Annotated in this window: 22 protein-coding genes; 19 read left to right on the top strand and 3 right to left on the bottom strand. The window is 47.7% G+C overall.

Annotated elements, in window-relative coordinates; genetic code table 11:
* Positions 1-2: 2 nt before the first annotated feature.
* The 14 genes from J3369_RS21730 (at position 3) to J3369_RS21665 (ending at position 10,848) form a co-directional block, all read left to right on the top strand.
* Positions 3-884, top strand: coding sequence for a ParB/RepB/Spo0J family partition protein (locus J3369_RS21730; protein WP_349590981.1), 882 nt, complete (start codon positions 3-5; stop codon positions 882-884).
* A 197-nt stretch (positions 885-1,081) separates the two neighbouring features.
* The gene (locus J3369_RS21725; protein WP_349590978.1) at positions 1,082-1,465 is read left to right on the top strand and encodes an ATP synthase subunit I; all 384 of its coding nucleotides are present in this window, start codon (positions 1,082-1,084) and stop codon (positions 1,463-1,465) included.
* Between the two features lie 100 nt (positions 1,466-1,565).
* Positions 1,566-2,426: a F0F1 ATP synthase subunit A gene (gene atpB, locus J3369_RS21720; protein WP_349590975.1), complete on the top strand. Its 861-nt coding sequence runs from the start codon at positions 1,566-1,568 to the stop codon at positions 2,424-2,426.
* 100 nt (positions 2,427-2,526) lie between these two features.
* Positions 2,527-2,748, top strand: a complete 222-nt coding sequence (gene atpE, locus J3369_RS21715) for a F0F1 ATP synthase subunit C (RefSeq protein WP_012520222.1) — start codon at positions 2,527-2,529, stop codon at positions 2,746-2,748.
* 44 nt (positions 2,749-2,792) lie between these two features.
* Entirely contained in the window at positions 2,793-3,263 is a 471-nt protein-coding gene (atpF, locus tag J3369_RS21710; RefSeq protein WP_070124352.1) for a F0F1 ATP synthase subunit B, read from the top strand.
* A gap of 14 nt (positions 3,264-3,277) precedes the next feature.
* Positions 3,278-3,811, top strand: coding sequence for a F0F1 ATP synthase subunit delta (atpH, locus tag J3369_RS21705; RefSeq protein WP_070124354.1), 534 nt, complete (start codon positions 3,278-3,280; stop codon positions 3,809-3,811).
* A gap of 13 nt (positions 3,812-3,824) precedes the next feature.
* Complete coding sequence (gene atpA, locus J3369_RS21700) at positions 3,825-5,366, top strand: F0F1 ATP synthase subunit alpha (RefSeq protein ID WP_349590971.1); 1,542 nt, start codon at positions 3,825-3,827, stop codon at positions 5,364-5,366.
* Positions 5,367-5,423: 57 nt separating this feature from the next.
* Positions 5,424-6,284, top strand: coding sequence for a F0F1 ATP synthase subunit gamma (gene atpG, locus J3369_RS21695; RefSeq protein ID WP_349590968.1), 861 nt, complete (start codon positions 5,424-5,426; stop codon positions 6,282-6,284).
* A gap of 33 nt (positions 6,285-6,317) precedes the next feature.
* Positions 6,318-7,700, top strand: coding sequence for a F0F1 ATP synthase subunit beta (gene atpD / locus J3369_RS21690; protein ID WP_349590965.1), 1,383 nt, complete (start codon positions 6,318-6,320; stop codon positions 7,698-7,700).
* A gap of 67 nt (positions 7,701-7,767) precedes the next feature.
* On the top strand, positions 7,768-8,184 hold the full coding sequence (locus tag J3369_RS21685; protein ID WP_303572536.1) for a F0F1 ATP synthase subunit epsilon: 417 nt from the start codon (positions 7,768-7,770) through the stop codon (positions 8,182-8,184).
* A gap of 122 nt (positions 8,185-8,306) precedes the next feature.
* Positions 8,307-8,738, top strand: a complete 432-nt coding sequence (locus tag J3369_RS21680) for a GFA family protein (RefSeq protein ID WP_349590962.1) — start codon at positions 8,307-8,309, stop codon at positions 8,736-8,738.
* Entirely contained in the window at positions 8,725-9,090 is a 366-nt protein-coding gene (locus J3369_RS21675; RefSeq protein ID WP_349590960.1) for a VOC family protein, read from the top strand. Before J3369_RS21680 ends, J3369_RS21675 begins: the two co-directional genes overlap by 14 nt.
* A 142-nt stretch (positions 9,091-9,232) precedes the next feature.
* On the top strand, positions 9,233-10,198 hold the full coding sequence (locus tag J3369_RS21670) for a hypothetical protein (RefSeq protein ID WP_349590958.1): 966 nt from the start codon (positions 9,233-9,235) through the stop codon (positions 10,196-10,198).
* A 47-nt stretch (positions 10,199-10,245) separates the two neighbouring features.
* Positions 10,246-10,848: a glutathione S-transferase family protein gene (locus J3369_RS21665; protein WP_349590955.1), complete on the top strand. Its 603-nt coding sequence runs from the start codon at positions 10,246-10,248 to the stop codon at positions 10,846-10,848.
* A 7-nt stretch (positions 10,849-10,855) separates the two neighbouring features.
* Here J3369_RS21665 and J3369_RS21660 read toward each other — a convergent pair whose 3' ends face one another.
* Positions 10,856-11,434 carry a tRNA-uridine aminocarboxypropyltransferase gene (locus J3369_RS21660; RefSeq protein ID WP_349590953.1) on the bottom strand — a complete coding sequence of 193 codons (579 nt, stop codon included), beginning with the start codon at positions 11,432-11,434 and terminating at the stop codon, positions 10,856-10,858.
* A 32-nt stretch (positions 11,435-11,466) separates the two neighbouring features.
* On the opposite strand from J3369_RS21660, the gene J3369_RS21655 reads away from it, so the two are divergent.
* The 3 genes from J3369_RS21655 to J3369_RS21645 all read left to right on the top strand — a co-directional run bounded on the left by J3369_RS21655 (position 11,467) and on the right by J3369_RS21645 (position 13,922).
* Entirely contained in the window at positions 11,467-11,820 is a 354-nt protein-coding gene (locus tag J3369_RS21655; RefSeq protein ID WP_349590951.1) for an MGMT family protein, read from the top strand.
* 56 nt (positions 11,821-11,876) lie between these two features.
* On the top strand, positions 11,877-13,073 hold the full coding sequence (locus J3369_RS21650) for an HD-GYP domain-containing protein (protein ID WP_349590948.1): 1,197 nt from the start codon (positions 11,877-11,879) through the stop codon (positions 13,071-13,073).
* A gap of 204 nt (positions 13,074-13,277) precedes the next feature.
* The gene (locus J3369_RS21645; protein WP_119503199.1) at positions 13,278-13,922 is read left to right on the top strand and encodes a YiaD family glycine zipper/OmpA-like lipoprotein; all 645 of its coding nucleotides are present in this window, start codon (positions 13,278-13,280) and stop codon (positions 13,920-13,922) included.
* Between the two features lie 55 nt (positions 13,923-13,977).
* Here the strand turns inward: J3369_RS21645 and J3369_RS21640 are convergent, their stop codons facing one another.
* Together J3369_RS21640 and J3369_RS21635 are read right to left on the bottom strand one after the other, a co-directional pair.
* The gene (locus tag J3369_RS21640) at positions 13,978-14,454 is read right to left on the bottom strand and encodes a nuclear transport factor 2 family protein (RefSeq protein WP_349590946.1); all 477 of its coding nucleotides are present in this window, start codon (positions 14,452-14,454) and stop codon (positions 13,978-13,980) included.
* Between the two features lie 65 nt (positions 14,455-14,519).
* Positions 14,520-14,978: a very short patch repair endonuclease gene (locus tag J3369_RS21635; protein WP_349590943.1), complete on the bottom strand. Its 459-nt coding sequence runs from the start codon at positions 14,976-14,978 to the stop codon at positions 14,520-14,522.
* A gap of 99 nt (positions 14,979-15,077) precedes the next feature.
* On the opposite strand from J3369_RS21635, the gene J3369_RS21630 reads away from it, so the two are divergent.
* Together J3369_RS21630 and abiEi are read left to right on the top strand one after the other, a co-directional pair.
* The gene (locus tag J3369_RS21630) at positions 15,078-16,379 is read left to right on the top strand and encodes a DNA cytosine methyltransferase (protein WP_349590940.1); all 1,302 of its coding nucleotides are present in this window, start codon (positions 15,078-15,080) and stop codon (positions 16,377-16,379) included.
* A 175-nt stretch (positions 16,380-16,554) separates the two neighbouring features.
* Complete coding sequence (abiEi, locus tag J3369_RS21625; protein WP_349590938.1) at positions 16,555-17,079, top strand: type IV toxin-antitoxin system AbiEi family antitoxin; 525 nt, start codon at positions 16,555-16,557, stop codon at positions 17,077-17,079.
* Positions 17,080-17,101 lie beyond the last annotated feature (22 nt).

Genomic DNA, 17,101 nt, shown 5'->3' with positions numbered 1-17,101 from the left:
ACATGTCTGCAAAGAAAAGAGGACTCGGACGTGGCCTGGACGCACTGCTTGCCACCAGTCAGACATCCGCTGCCCGCCGTGAACAGGAATCAGAAACCATTGCTTCAGCCCAGAGCGAGCTGAAGAAACTTCCTGTCGAGTTTTTAAAGCGAGGAAAATATCAGCCTCGTAAAGACATGTCGCCGGAGGCTTTAGAAGAGCTGGCATCCTCTATCCGTTCCCAGGGGGTTATTCAGCCTATCGTGGTGCGTAGTGTTGGCGAGGATGAGTTCGAAATCATTGCCGGCGAACGTCGCTGGCGTGCAGCACAACTGGCGCAGCTCGATGTCGTTCCCTGTTTAATCAAGAACGTGCCCGATGAAGCGGCAGTTGCAATTTCACTGATTGAAAACATTCAGCGTGAAGATTTAAACGCCATGGAAGAAGCGCAGGCACTGGAACGTTTGATGAACGAATTCGAACTAACCCATGCCCAGACTGCTGAAGCTGTCGGTAAATCCCGCGCCACTGTCACGAATTTGTTACGCCTGAATAATCTGAATGATGATGTGAAACTGTTGCTTGAGCATGGTGACATTGAAATGGGTCATGCCCGTGCCCTGCTTGGCCTTGAAGGTGAGCAGCAAACCGAGGTGGCACAGGTGGTGTCAGGCAAGGGACTGACCGTAAGAGACACTGAAAAATTAGTACGTAAGTGCCTGGAACCTGCCAAACCTAAGCCGGAAAAAACCGTAGACCCTGATGTTGCAAGTCTGATGAACCGTCTTTCCGAGAACCTCGGTGCTTCGGTTTCGATTGATCACAATGCCAAGGGTAAAGGTAAAATCACTATTAATTTTAATGATTTAGAACAACTCGACGGCATCCTCTCCAAGATACACTAACCCGCTATAAGACCATAGTTGCAGATCTGTTAACTGTGGTCGTTATTGCTGCTCTTTTCGCGTACAATGCGTGGCAACCTGACATTCGACACGAAAATTTTCATAATAACTTTCAAAACGCGATGTATGGTTGAAAAATATCGGTAAAACAGTATACTTCTGACGCTTTTTATTTGGGCTGAGAAATAAGCAGAATAATGGCCAGAGAAGAATTGGCTGCGGCCGGAAAACGGCTTGCAAGCAAAGCCCTCTACATGCAAGTAATTGTCATGTTTGTTTTAGTCGCCATCAGTGGTGCAGGAATATCCGTTAATGCTGCAAAATCAGCGGCGATTGGCGCGCTCATCAGCATCCTGCCCAACCTGGTCTTCGCGACATTCGCGTTTAAATACGCCGGCGCCAGTAAAAACCAACTGGTGGTCAAAAGTTTCAGCCAGGGCGCAAAATTGCGCATGGCAATAGCAATAATTTTATTCGTGGTGGCCTTTAAGCTGTTGCATGCAATACCGGAAATGGTATTTGCCAGCTTCGCCATCACGACGGTTAGCTACTGGCTGACCATGTTTCGTCAACAACATTAATAAATAATAACTAAGTTGACCAGTACCTAAGTAGCACGACTACTGTGGTACAGACGAAGCGCTGAAAAGTTTTTACACTTTAATTTTTTTAGGTTGAAACATGGCATCTGAGATTACAACACAAGAGTATATTCTCCACCATTTGACCAATGCCACCATGTGCGTCACAGACGACGGGGTGAAATTTAGTCACGGTGAAGAACTTCATAATGTCGCTGAAGTGTGTGCGGAAGCAGGCTTCTGGGTTTGGAACATTGATACAATGGGCTGGTCTATCGGTCTGGGTATTCTGTTTCTCTGGTTGTTCCGTAGGGTTGCTAAATCAGCAACATCTGGGGTACCAGGCAAAACACAGGCATTCATTGAGCTCGTCGTTGAGTTCGTTAACGATAACGTTCGCGATACCTTCCACGGTAAAAACAATCTCATTGCGCCCCTTTCACTGACCATCTTCGTCTGGGTATTCCTGATGAACCTGATGGACCTTGTACCGGTTGACTTCCTGCCTACTGCAGCAGGTCAGATTGCCAATGCGGCAACGGGTGTGGATCCACATCACGTGTACATGAAAGTGGTACCTACCACTGACCTGAACATGACACTGGCACTGGCTTTAGGCGTATTCTTCCTAATCCTGTTCTATTCTGTCAAAGTGAAAGGCATAGGCGGCTTCATGAAAGAGCTGACCTTCCAGCCTTTCAATCACTGGGCGTTTATTCCGGTAAACTTCATTCTGGAATCCGTTACCCTGCTGGCTCGCCCGTTTTCACTGGCGTTGCGACTGTTCGGTAACCTTTATGCCGGTGAGCTAATCTTTATTCTTATCGCGACTCTGGGTGTGTGGCAGCTGCCTCTCTACTTCCCATGGGCGGTATTCCATATTCTGGTAATCGTGCTTCAGGCCTTCATCTTTATGATGCTGACCATTGTGTATCTGAGCCTGGCTCACGAAGACCATTAATGTAGTCCGGATCACCTGCAATACCTGGAAAATTGCAGGCGATTCAAACTGTTTTACTTTTACACTTTAACTTTAAATTTAACTTAAATCGGAGACGTACATGTTATACATCGCTGTTGCACTACTGATTGGTCTGGGTGCCCTGGGTACCGCTATTGGTTTCGGTCTGCTGGGTGGTAAATTCCTAGAATCTGCTGCTCGCCAACCAGAACTGGCTCCTCAACTGCAAGTTAAGATGTTTATCGTAGCGGGTCTTATCGACGCGATCGCAATGATCGGTGTTGGTATCGCGCTATACCTTCTGTTCGCTGTTGGTGCTTAATTTTTTAAACCCATTTTTTAGCGAACATATGAGGAGGAGCGGTCGTGAACATTAACGCCACTCTAATTGGTCAATTAATCGCATTCATCGTCTTCGTGTGGTTCTGCATGAAGTACGTATGGCCCCCTTTACTGGGTGCGATTGAAGAACGTCAGAAGAAGATAGCCGATGGCCTGGAAGCTTCTGTACGTGCTGAAAAAGACCTGGAACTGGCTCAGGAAAAAGCTACTGAGCAGTTGAAAGATGCGAAAGCGCAAGCAGCTGAAATTGTCGAGCAAGCCAAAAAGCGCGCTAGTCAACTTGAAGAAAGTGAAAAGCAGAAAGCTTACTCAGAGCGTGAGAAAATCATTGCTTCTGGTTATGCCGAAATTGAAGCTGAACGCAATCGTGCCAAGGAAGAGTTACGCTCACAGGTAGCAGCTCTAGCTGTTGCTGGTGCAGAACAAATTCTTCAACGTGAAATCGATGCTAACGCGCAAAACGACATTGTTGAAAAACTTGTCGCTGAGCTATAAGGGAGAGATGAGCCATGTCTGAATTGACAACCGTTGCTCGTCCCTACGCTAAAGCTGCTTTCGATTTTGCAGTCGAGCATAACGCCATTGCCAAATGGCAGGACATGTTGGTATTTGCCGGCGCAGTTGCAAACAACGACGACATGCATCAGTTAATGACTGGTGCAGTTGCCGCAGAGCAACTCGCTGAAATATTCATCAATGTCTGTGGTGAACAGCTCGATGAACATGGCCAGAACTTTATTAAGGTTCTGGCTGAGAATAAACGTTTAGTTGCACTGCCAGCCATTTCAGAGCTGTTTAACACTCTGAAGGCGGATTACGACAAAGAAATTGAAGTCAATCTGACTTCGGCTTCTCCGCTGTCTGATTCGCAGGCTGCTGAAATCAGCGCATCGTTAGAAAAACGTTTGGCACGTAAAGTGAAGCTTAATTGTAACGTGGACCCTGCCCTGGTCGCAGGCTTTGTTGTCAAAGCCGGTGATACAGTTATTGATGGTTCCGTGAAGTCGAAATTGAACCGTCTCGCAGACGCGTTGCAAGCATAACGGGGATAAGAGTATGCAACTTAATTCCACTGAAATTGCAGAACTGATCAAAAAGCGAATTGAACAGTTTAATGTAACCAGTGAAGCTCGCACCGAAGGAACTATCGTCGCAGTAACAGACGGTATTATCCGCATTCACGGCTTAGCCGATGTAATGCAAGGTGAAATGATCGAACTTCCTGGCAGTCGCTATGCTATTGCACTGAACCTTGAACGAGATTCAGTTGGTGCGGTAGTTATGGGTCCTTATGCGGACCTGCAAGAAGGCACAAAAGTACAATCAACCGGTCGTATCCTTGAAGTACCTGTAGGCCCTGGCCTGCTGGGTCGTGTTGTAAACACCCTGGGTGAACCAATCGATGGTAAAGGCGCTTTTGAAGCTGCCGGCTATGAGCCAGTAGAAAAAATCGCACCAGGCGTAATCGACCGTCAGTCGGTTGACCAACCTGTACAGACTGGCTACAAGTCAGTTGATGCGATGATTCCTGTTGGTCGTGGTCAGCGTGAGCTGATCATCGGTGACCGTCAGTGTGGTAAAACAGCTATGGCTGTTGATGCCATCATCAAACAGAAAGATTCAGGCATTAAGTGTGTTTACGTAGCAGTTGGCCAGAAGGCCTCTACTATTGCTAACGTAGTACGCAAGCTGGAAGAACACGGCGCGCTGGCTCACACCATCGTTGTTGCGGCTTCTGCTTCTGAATCAGCTGCACTGCAGTACCTGGCACCTTACTCTGGTTGTACCATGGGTGAGTACTTCCGTGACCGCGGTGAAGATGCACTGATCGTATACGATGACCTGTCTAAGCAAGCTGTTGCTTACCGTCAGATCTCACTGCTGCTGAAGCGTCCTCCTGGTCGTGAAGCTTACCCTGGTGACGTTTTCTACCTCCACAGCCGTCTGCTGGAGCGTGCTGCTCGTGTAAACGACAAGTACGTAGAACGTTTCACTAACGGTGAAGTAAAAGGTAAAACTGGTTCACTGACGGCTCTGCCTATCATTGAAACTCAGGCTGGTGACGTTTCAGCGTTCGTACCTACTAACGTTATCTCTATCACCGATGGTCAGATCTTCTTAGAAACTGACCTGTTTAACGCAGGTATCCGTCCTGCTGTTAACGCCGGTATCTCTGTATCACGTGTTGGTGGTGCTGCTCAGACCAAGATCATTAAGAAATTGGGTGGTGGTATCCGTCTTGCGCTTGCACAGTATCGTGAATTGGCTGCGTTCTCTCAGTTCGCATCTGACCTTGACGAAGCAACTCGTGCACAGCTTGAACACGGTGAGCGCGTTACCGAACTGATGAAGCAGAAGCAATATGCTCCTCTGTCAATCGCTGATATGGGTGTGTCTCTGTATGCCGTTGAGAAAGGCTTCTTAAAAGATGTAGCACTGGACAAAATCCTTGATTTTGAATCAGCACTGCACGCTTACATGAACAGCGATCACGCTGAGCTGATGAAGACTATCAATGCAACCGGCAACTACAACGACGATATTGATTCACAGTTGAAAGACGCTTTAACGAAGTTCAAAGCAACTCAAACTTGGTAATCAATGGTGCTGGCTCACAAGGTCAGCACATTTCGTTGAGTAATCGGAGAGATAATCATGGCCAGCGGTAAAGAGATTAAAGGTAAAATTGGGAGTATCAAAAATACTCAGAAGATTACCAGTGCGATGGAAATGGTTGCTGCGTCGAAGATGAAAAAGGCGCAGGAACGTATGGCTTTTGGCCGTCCATACGCGCAAAGCATGCTTAAAGTGATTGGTCACATTGCTAACGGTAACCTCGAGTACCGTCACCCTTATTTAGAAGAGCGTGATGAGAAACGGGTTGGCTTTATCGTGATTTCTACCGACCGTGGTTTATGCGGCGGCTTGAATACTAACGAATTCAAGCTGGTCACCCAGAAAGTGCGTGAATACCGCGACAAGGGTGTTGAAGTAGATTTTGCGGCATTAGGCTCGAAGGCCTGTGCATTCTTTAATCGTTTCGGTGGTAAGCTACTTGCCGCAGAAACCGGTTTAGGTGATGCCCCTTCAGTCAGCGATGTAGTGGGTGTGGTACGTGTAATGTTACGTGCCTACGATGAAGGTTCACTGGATAAGATTTATCTGGTTTACAACAACTTCGTCAACACCATGACGCAGAAGCCTGTGATGAATCAATTATTGCCTTTGCCAAAGTCAGAAGATGAAACACTGAAGCATCGTTGGGATTACATCTATGAGCCGGATCCAAGAGAAATTCTGGAATCCTTAATGGTTCGTTACATTGAATCCCAGGTATATCAGGGTGTTGTGGAAAACGCAGCATCAGAACAAGCAGCCCGAATGGTAGCAATGAAAGCGGCAACAGATAACGCCGGCAACCTTATCGATGATCTGCAACTGGTATACAACAAGGCTCGTCAGGCTGCGATCACACAAGAAATCAGTGAGATTGTATCCGGCGCCGCAGCGGTGTAGGCAAAGGTTTAGAAGAGATAACGAGGACAAATTATGAGTCAAGGTAAGGTCGTCCAAATCATTGGCGCCGTTGTGGACATCGAGTTTCCACAAGATGCGGTACCAAGAGTATATGACGCACTGAAAGTGACCGAAGGTGACTTATCCGGGCTAACCCTGGAAGTGCAACAGCAATTAGGCGGTGGCGTAGTTCGTTCCATCGCTCTGGGTACCACAGACGGTCTGCGTCGTGGCCTGGCAGTAAATAATACTGAAGCACCTATCATGGTTCCGGTTGGTACATCCACTCTGGGTCGTATCATGGACGTGCTGGGTAATCCAATCGACGAAGCGGGCCCTATCGGTGAAGAAGAGCGTATGTCTATTCACCGCGCAGCGCCTAGCTACGAAGATCAGTCAAGTGCAGTTGAACTGCTTGAGACAGGCATCAAGGTTATCGACCTGGTATGTCCGTTCGCCAAGGGTGGTAAAGTTGGTCTGTTCGGTGGTGCCGGTGTAGGTAAAACCGTAAACATGATGGAGCTTATCCGTAACATCGCCATCGAGCACAGTGGTTTCTCTGTATTCGCCGGTGTTGGTGAGCGTACTCGTGAGGGTAACGACTTCTATCACGAAATGAACGAATCTAACGTACTGGACAAAGTATCGCTGGTATACGGTCAGATGAACGAGCCGCCGGGTAACCGTCTGCGTGTTGCTCTGACTGGTCTGACGATGGCTGAGAAGTTCCGTGACGAAGGTCGTGACGTTCTGTTCTTCGTAGATAACATCTACCGTTATACTCTGGCAGGTACTGAGGTATCAGCACTGTTAGGTCGTATGCCTTCAGCTGTAGGTTATCAGCCTACCCTGGCTGAAGAGATGGGTGTTCTGCAGGAGCGTATCGCCTCTACCAAGACTGGTTCAATCACGTCAATCCAGGCGGTATACGTACCAGCCGATGACTTGACTGACCCGTCGCCAGCTACCACCTTTGCTCACTTGGATGCAACGGTAGTACTGTCTCGTGATATCGCGTCTTTAGGTATCTACCCTGCGGTAGACCCACTGGATTCGACTTCACGTCAGCTGGATCCACTGGTAATCGGTCAGGAACACTACGACACAGCGCGTGGCGTTCAAACTGTACTTCAGCGCTATAAAGAGCTGAAAGATATCATCGCGATCCTGGGTATGGACGAACTGTCTGATGAAGACAAGCTTGTGGTAACACGTGCTCGTAAAATTCAGCGTTTCCTGTCTCAGCCATTCTTCGTAGCAGAAGTATTCACCGGTTCACCTGGTAAGTACGTTTCTCTGAAAGACACTATCAGTGGCTTTAAAGGCATTCTGGAAGGTGAGTACGATCACCTGCCGGAACAGGCTTTCTACATGGTTGGTTCTATCGACGAAGCGTTGGAAAAAGCCAAGAAATAAGAGTGAAGCCGGGCAGGCCTTAACGTCTGCCCGTGCTTGATTCACGTTCCTTACTAAGGAGTTTACAATGGCAGCTATGACCGTTCATCTGGATGTAGTAAGCGCAGAAAAAGAGATTTTCTCTGGTCTGGTTGAAACATTACAGGTAACAGGAAGTGAAGGTGAACTGGGTATCCACCCTGGTCACGCGCCACTTATTACTGCAATTAAACCTGGTATGGTGCGTTTGGTTAAGCAGCACGGTGAAGAAGAGATGATTTATGTTGCCGGCGGTGTACTTGAAGTACAACCCGGTATTGTCACTGTTCTTGCTGACACTGCTGTTCGTGCAGAAGATCTGGACGAGCAGTCTGCAGAAGAAGCAAAACGTCGTGCTGAAGAGCATATCGCCAACCCGGGCGCTGATTTCAACTATGCAGAAGCGGCACAAGAGTTAGCAGAAGCTATTGCTCAATTGCGTCTGATACAAAAACTGCGTAAGTAATACATCAGCAAAATTGTAAAAAGCCCGGCTATATGCCGGGTTTTTTGTTTATGTTACTTGCTGAATTGCCATAAAACGGTGTACTGTGTATTTATCCAGTTCATATTCACCGGAGAACAAAAGTGTCAGATAAAGGATTAACCGGACGTTGTTTGTGTGGCGAAGTTGAGGTTTCTGCAACAAAAGCAGAAGACCAAATTGGTGTATGTCATTGTGATATGTGCCGGAAATGGAGCGGAGGGCCTTTCTACAGTGCTCACTGTGGTGTTGCGGTAACCTTTAAAGGGGAAGATGCCATCACCCGGTTCTCGTCGTCTCCGTGGGCTGACAGAGGCTTTTGTCACCGCTGCGGTACCCATTTATTTTATCTCTACAAAGAAAGCGGTGAGTATTTCGTGCCTGCCGGTTTGTTCGATGGTGATAACTTTTCCATGGGAACTGAAATATTTGTCGATGAAAAAGGGCCTTACTACGAACTGCATCCCACCAGCAGGAAAATGACCGGCGCTGAAGTCATGGCTGCTTTTCAGCAGGGAGGCGATGATGAAAAATAAATCATTAAATTATCTGGAGTATCCTTCAGCATCACTGGAAAAGACCAGGGCGTTTTTCGCTTCTGTGTTTGGCTGGTCCTTCACAGATTACGGTGAGGCTTACTGTGCTTTTTCTCTGGATAATGTGGACGGCGGCTTTTATGCCAGTGAAGAAATCAGCACTACGTCCCGGGGTGCAGCTCTCACCGTGTTTTACAGTGACGATCTGACCAGCCTTGAAGCTGAAATTGTTGGTGCGGGTGGAATTATTACTCAGCCTGTTTTTGCTTTTCCAGGCGGTCACCGGTTTCATTTTACCGAACCGGGCGGAAGTGAATTTGCAGCATGGTCTGACTGCTATCAGCAAGAGTGATACAAACTATTACAAACAAAGGCGCAATTGCGGCATTGCAGAGGTTGCATTGCGCCTGCGGATGATTAAACTAGCGGCATAATAAAAACAAAATTTGAACAACAGTGGGAAGGACTTTACTGAGTATTATCGTGAAGGCCGTATGACGACTGAATTTAATTATCCCTCAACTTCTGCCGCTTCTTTCTGGCACATGCCGGTTCTTTATTTTGTAGTGTGCTGTATAGCGAATTACTTCACCAGTGCGCTGGATTACCAGCTTATCAATGATTTCCGGGCCCAACGCGACTTCAATGCTGCCTTAGGCATGCCCTTGCTGACGACCTTTTTCTGGATCAGCCTGCGCATTCAGCAACAGCAAATGGCTGGTGCCATCATGAGTTATTTGCTGGATAAAAACGCCCTTAGCTTATTTGCACAGCATCGTGCCCGGCTGGCGGTGAAACTGCGCAACCACATTCTTACCTCCGCCACCCTCGCTATTTCTATGACGGCTGTCTATATCATGAGTGAAGAACTGGTTGCCTTCGATATGAACATGCAGGTTCTGGTGCTTGATCTGATTGCAGTACCTTTCTGGTTCTTTTTCTGGCTTTTCCTGTTTCAGATGATCTATTCCACTCACTACATGATGAAGCATTTCATTCATATTAATATTGCCACCAGCAGCGAACTGAAAGCATTGAAAAGAGTGTCGCTACTGTCGATGGAGAATGCCCTGTTCAGTATCACTGCGTTGATCATCATTCCCGTTTTCTGGTTTAAAAAAGATATACCGGCAATCGATCTTGCCATAGTGACCCTGTTTTCATCGTCTTTGACAGTGTATCTCATTATGCCTGCTGTAAAGGTGTACCGGCTTATCGGCGCAAAAAAGCAAAAGATAATGGATCAACTGACCCGCGGGCTGACGTCCATTTACTGTGAAAACGAAAGTGATCGCATTAATCACGAACGGCGCAACGCGATTCAGCAGGAAATCGAAGAAGTGGAAAACATTACTGCTACACCCGTTACGTTTGAACAGTGTAAACGCATGCTGAGCGTCGTCTTTCTAATCCCTGCTTCCTGGATGACATTAATTTATATTGAACATCTTGTGACCTGATAGAAACGTCAGTAAGCTGGAGTGCTGTAGATAAAAAGGAGTTGGTCATGCTGGTTTATGGAGATAGCCGTTCCGGAAACTGCTATAAAATTCAATTATTACTTTCCATACTGGGTAAACAAGTCGACTGGGAAGAAGTCGATATTTTAAAAGGGGCAACGCAAACCCCAGCGTTTTTGCAGAAGAACCCGAACGGCAAAATCCCGCTGTTGGAAATGGAGGATGGCCGCACGCTGTCCGAATCAAATGCTATCTTAAACTTCCTTGCCGAAGGTTCCGCGCTCATTCCCCGTTCATCTTTCGATCTGGCTAAGATGCTGCAGTGGCAGTTCTTTGAGCAATACAGCCATGAGCCCTATATTGCGGTAGCCCGGTTCATTAATTTATATCTGGGGTTACCCGAAGAACGTAAAGCTGAATATGAAGCTAAACAGGCTGGCGGGCACAAAGCGCTGGCAGTCATGGAAGATCAACTTTCACGCACCCCTTTTCTGACCGGCTCACAACTGTCACTGGCTGATATCAGTTTATACGCTTATACCCATGTGGCCCACGAAGGCGGATTCGATCTGTCAGCCTATCCGGCGGTGAATAACTGGCTGAAACTGGTTGAAGATCACAAAGGCTACACGCCGATGAAAGCCGGCTGAACCTTCTTTACTTGCGGCGCAGGTGTGCCGCAGGTCCCTGCCATTGCGCCTGCATAAACTGTTGTAACCGGTATAACGGCGCCGGATCTGTCTCTGTCGTTTCTTTCATCACATGCGCCACAGCTTCAAGCGTAGATAAGCCCGATTCTGAGCGGGTGTGCCTGATGCGGTAATCACTCGGGCCGGCATGACTGAAATGATACTGGGGAAGCGGATGCAGCTGTGTAAAACGTTGCCACAATCCGTAAGCCTGACGCCAGCTTCCATCCAGCAGAATGAAGAGATCGTGCGTACCTGATTGTGGTGTCTTTTCTAAAGAAGTGCTTTCCGGAGACGGATAAATCACCGCCGGAGATCCCGCATTATCAAGAGCATCTGCCACGGCTATTTCCGCCTCATCAGCGCCTGCGGAAAGTATGGGTGTATCAGGTAAACACAGCTGTACTAATATAGCAGTATTTTTTGCGTGAATGGCTTCTTTCTCATGCTGAATGATGAGAAACTGAACAGGTGTATAAATCTGCGTCACTGCGTTGCATACACAGGTTTTTTGCGGATAGCGGCAAACTGAGCAATATGGACGCATTCGAACACTCTATTGGAAAATAAAAGCGCATTATGGCCGATACTGGCAACAACGACAAAGTGAAGCAAATACTGCAAACCGTTATGGCCGTGCCGGAAGGGTCGGTTGCTACCTACGGGCAAATTGCGGATCTTGCCGGTCTGCCCGGCAGAGCGCGGCTGGCAGGTCGTTCATTGCGTGCTGATTTCAATGGAGAACCGGTTCCCTGGCATCGTGTTTTACGGGCTGACGGGAAAATAGCCTTTCCGCCCGGCTCTGAGAAAGCGAAGGAGCAAGGGGAGTTACTCATGGCTGAAGGAGTCATGGTGAAAGATAATCGGGTGAAACTGCGAAATTGTCAGTGGCAACCTGATATGGCAACTATACTCTTTACATTGAAGTACTGAATGTGGCCACAGAGCTATCAGTGTACAGACTCATTTATTCCATGGTGTGATAGCAAGTGACCGACAGCGTATTTAAAACAATTACAATAGACGAATTAGCGCCCGGCATGTACGTCAATGAAATCATTGAGCAGTCAGGAAAAGTGAAAATCAAAAGCCAGGGGCGGGTTGCCCGTAAGGCTGTGGTGGAATCTCTGCGAAAACGCGGCGTCCTCAAACTCGTTATCGATTTATCAAAGCAATTCGAACCCGATGAAGAAGGCGCTGTGCCAGTGCCTGCAGAAGAACCGGTTCCGGCGAAGAAAAAGCCCCGTGTGAGCCTGACGTCCGAACTGGCTCGGGCAGAAGATCTGTATAAACAGGGTAAGGAAATTCAAAGAACCTTACTGAAAGCTGTACAGCAGGGACTACCTTTCGACGACCGTATTCCCAGTGAGTTTTCGCAAAACCTTGTGGCTTCAGTCGAGCGTAACCCTGACGCACTGCTTTGCCTTACCCGCATCCGTGAGAAAGATGATTACCTGCTGGAGCATTCGTTAAACGTTGCCATTATTCTCGCTAATTTTGCGCGTCATATGGGAATGTCTGATGACGAAGTACAGGAACTGGCTTTTGCCGGATTCCTTCATGATATGGGCAAAATTCGTGTGCCGGATGAGATCCTGCATAAGCCCGGCAGACTCACTGATGAAGAAATGGACGTGATGAAGAAGCACGTCGAATATGGTGTGGATGCCCTGCATGAGGTAAATCTTAACCCGGACCTCATCAGAACCGTCAGTGAACATCATGAGCGTCTTGACGGATTTGGTTATCCGGCAGGAACAAAAGGTGACAATATCAGCACTGCAGGGCGTATGCTGGCAGTTGCAGATATGTACGATGCGCTAACTGCTGACCGTTGCTACAAAGCCGGTATGCCGAGCCAGCGGGCTTTCCAGATCCTTATCGGTGAATGTCCTCATAAGCTTGACCAGGCACTTGTTCAGCAATTTATCAAATGTATGGGCGTCTATCCCGTAGGCAGTCTGGTGCTTCTGTCTAACGATAAACTGGCTATGGTGTTGTCACAGAATGATTCTCCGCTGACACCGGTTGTTAAAGTATTCTATTCACTGACCGGTAATCATTATGTTACTCCGCGGGATATCGACCTTGCCCATGATAAGCGGGTAAAAATTGAAAAAGCGGTAAAAGCCAGTGACTACAAAATTAACTTCAACCAGTTTTTTGCACAGAACATCTCTCCCTGATTTGTCTTTAATTACATACACCACCGGGAACATTTTACCCGCCGGTGTGTGCAATCATCGCAATTAACTTCCCGTTTATCCCCTGCGGATAAAGCCATTCAGCTTGTATTCATTTGCCGGCGCGTATTTTGGCGTTAAACCGGATGATGGAACAGGTCTTGCTGTCCTGACCGGTACAGTTGTAATTATCTTAAGAGGGATATCATGAAGAAAGTCTTCGCAGTCGGACTCATCACCGCTTCTTTGATCGCGGGTGGTTGTGCAACAAGCCCTAACAATACGCAAAAAGGTGCAGGGATCGGCGCTGTCGTCGGTGCACTGTTGGGTAAAGCGACCGGGGATAACGACAAAAGCCGTTATGCCTGGGGTGCCGTGGTCGGTGCTATTGCCGGTGGTGCGATTGGTAACTATATGGATCGCCAGGAAGAAGAAATGCGCGAGCAACTGGCTGACACCGGCGTACAGGTAGTTCGGGAAGGGGATAACCTGCGCCTGATTATGCCGGGTGATATTACGTTCGCCACTAACAGTGCGTCTATCAGTCCTAATTTCAATCCTGTCTTGCAGGATGTGGCAACGGTGGTAAATCAGTACGAGAAAACGGTGCTGCTTATCGAAGGTCATACCGATGACACCGGCGCAGAATCTTACAACCAGACGTTGTCAGAGCGCCGTGCGCAATCTGTTAAGAATCTGCTGACCACGTTCAATGTTAATCCTACCCGGGTGACCACAGTGGGTCTGGGAGAGTATCAGCCAAAAGTGCCTAATACTTCGGCTGAAAACCGTCAGATTAACCGTCGCGTTGAACTGAAAATCCAGCCTGTGACGCAAAGTAATTCACGCTAGACCAACATGCCGGACGCATTGAAACAACCGTCCGGCCATTTTTTAACGCAAAAAGTTATTTCTGAGATGTGTTGTCAGTTTGACGAATCATCTTCACTACCTCTTTCGCCAGACCATTAGGCACAGGGATGGTCAGATGATACTGGGCAATCTTCCATTCATCGTTTTCAAGCACCAGTACACCGGTTCCCCGCGTTACACCATAGCTGGCATTATCAAGAAGTTCATCAAACCAGGCTGTGTCGCCGTTAGCAGAAAAATAAATATGCCTGTCGCGGGGATGATAGGTCCAACCCTGCCCCTTATCGAAATATGGCTTCGCATAGGCTTTAAAGTCATCAACCGGCCAGGTTTCTCCCGCATCGGTACCGATGAACACTGCATTGGCTGAAAAGAGGCTGAAATACGTGGTGAAGCTGGCATCAGATGCAGCCTGATGAAACTTATCCAGCACGTTGCTGACTTCTTCCTGAGGACTGGCTGACACCGACAGTGACAGCATAAACAATAAGCAACAACTTAACCGTTTCATCTCATTCTCCTTTTGCTAAAGCGGTATAGTACATTACTTGCGGGTGGTCACAAACGTCTCTGCTTTCAGCGTATTTCCAGTGCTCTTTTAAGGCCGTGCTTCATATGGATGAGTTTCTCAAGTCGTGATATGACTTCTTCAAAAGGCAGCTTGCCAACACCCTTCAGGGCACACTCCCAAACAATAATTACCTTCCATCCCTGACTAAGCAGGTAGTGCTGATGGCGTTTATCCCGCACTGTATTCTGCGTAAGTTTGGTGAGCCAGAATGCTGTTCTTGTTTCCGGCAAGTGTGCCAGATGACACTGTTCGTGCATGTGCCAGAAGCAGCCGTGCACGAAAATACAGGTTCTGTATTTGGGTAACACAATGTCCGGCGAGCCCGGTAACCGCTTAACATTTTTCCTGTAACGGTACCCTCTGGCAAACAAAGCCCGCCGGACCAGTAGTTCCGGTTTTGTATTTCTGCTTTTTATCGCAGACATGTTTTTACTTCGTGTAGTTTTGTCGTGTACGTCTGCCAATAAAAGTTTCCTTCCGTTTTGAATGACAAAGCGCTGGTAGCTGATCTGTTCTGATGCTAACCTCGCAGGGATAAAAACCGGATAAACAGAAGTCTCCCCATGAGTAAACAAAACCAGAATCTTAACGATGATGATATCAGGTGTATACGTGAGCGGCTGGGATTAGGCAGAACAGAATTTGCAAATCTTTTGGGGTTGGGCAATCAGGGCGAGCGGACAGTTCGCGGTTGGGAAAATGGCGAGCACCTGCCTTCGGCTAAAAAAGCAGAAGCAGTGAGAACCCTGGAAAAACGCATGGTGCAACTAGCCAGAGAAGCGCCTTTCGCAGCTACCGGCTCAGAATACCACTTTAAATTTATCGATCTCTTTGCAGGAGTGGGTGGTATACGGCTCCCATTTCAAGAGTTGGGAGGTAAGTGTGTATTTACTTCAGAATGGGATAAATTTGCTCAAAAAACGTATCTTGCGAACTACGGTGAAATGCCCCACGGCGATATTACCCAAATCCGCGCGGCAGATATTCCGGATCACGATGTGCTGTTGGGCGGGTTTCCCTGTCAGGCATTTTCGCAGGCAGGTCTGAAAAAAGGGTTCAGCGATACCCGCGGCACCATGTTTTTTGAAATTCAGCGCATCCTTGTTGAAAAGCGCCCGAAAGCATTCCTGCTGGAAAACGTAAAGCAGCTTAAAGGCCATGATAAGGGCCGGACACTTAAAACCATTGAGGCTATCCTGCGTGGAGATTTTGATCAGAGTATACCGGATGATATGCCTCTCAGTGAGGAAGCACGCCATGCCCTCTCAGATAAGCTGAATTACTGGGTGGACTATAAAGTGCTGCGGGCGGCAGATTTCGGTGCCCCGCAAAATCGTGAACGGGTATTTATCATCGGCTTCGATAAAGATCATTTCAGCGAAGCGGATATCAACGCACATTTTCGCTGGCCGGAACCACCAAACACACCAACCCGTGTGGGCGATATTCTTGAAAGTGCGCCTGAACTGGCAACTAAAGATGATCGGTACACCTTGTCAGACAGACTCTGGGCGGGCCATCAGAAGCGTAAAGCGGAGCATAAACAAAAAGGTAACGGGTTCGGTTATTCACTGTTTACGCCCGACAGCGCCTACACCAACACGATCAGTGCCCGCTATTATAAAGACGGGTCCGAGATCCTGATTGACCAGAGCGCAGTGAACAAGAATCCGCGTAAACTGACACCAAGAGAATGTGCTCGATTACAGGGCTTTCCCGAGGCATTCATCGTTGATGCCGTATCCCAGGGCCAAATCTACAAACAATTTGGCAACTCAGTCTGTGTAAATGTGATCAGGGCAGTCGCCAGTGAAATGGTGGCGTTTATGATGAAGGATAAAAAAATAAAACAGGACAGTAATTAACCGGGGATACCCCCCGTCACTATAATCCTTCTGTTTTGACAATCGAAAGCCAATGTGTTCACCTGTAAGTCAACAGGTTGTTACCCATAAAGTAATGTTGTGTAGACCAAAAGGTTGTATTAGTATTATCAAAGGTCTACACTAGATTACCTTATTGGTAACATAGTGTAGACCTTTGTCAAAATCTGATGAGCTACTAAACGTATTCGCGAAAGCGGTTCGCGCTGGCGGAGGTATTCACAGTGCAACTGAACTGGCTTTTATGATGGGCGTGCCATGTGATCCTGCTTTCAGAAAACTCCTCGCAGATAGCGCAAAGAAGGGATTGCTTAGACGGGTGGTGAAAGGTTTTTACGAAAGTATGATTACCCCCCCTGAGCCTCAAACCGCCATTTATAAAATCATCAAAAAGTTACGTAGCGACGTGTTGAATTACATCAGCTTAGAAAGCCAGCTCAGTCATACCGGCGACATTTCGCAAATTGTGATAGGCAGGATCACGGTGGTAACTAAAGGTCGAAACGGGTGTTTTGATACGCCTTACGGCGTGATCGAGTTTACCCATACTAAAAGGCCAGTCGATCAAATCGCCCCTAATTTGTATTATGATCCTGACATCAAAATGTATCGCGCATTCAAAGAGCAAGCGGTTGCCGATCTTAAGCATTGCCGCCGTAATCTACACATGCTGGACGGCTAAGCATGGGCGTGTAGGAGATAAA

The sequence above is a fragment of the Alteromonas sp. NFXS44 genome, from assembly GCF_040148705.1.
In the GTDB taxonomy this organism is placed as follows: domain Bacteria; phylum Pseudomonadota; class Gammaproteobacteria; order Enterobacterales; family Alteromonadaceae; genus Alteromonas.
Note: the sequence above shows the minus strand (reverse complement) of the source record. Positions and strands in the feature narration are given on the sequence as shown.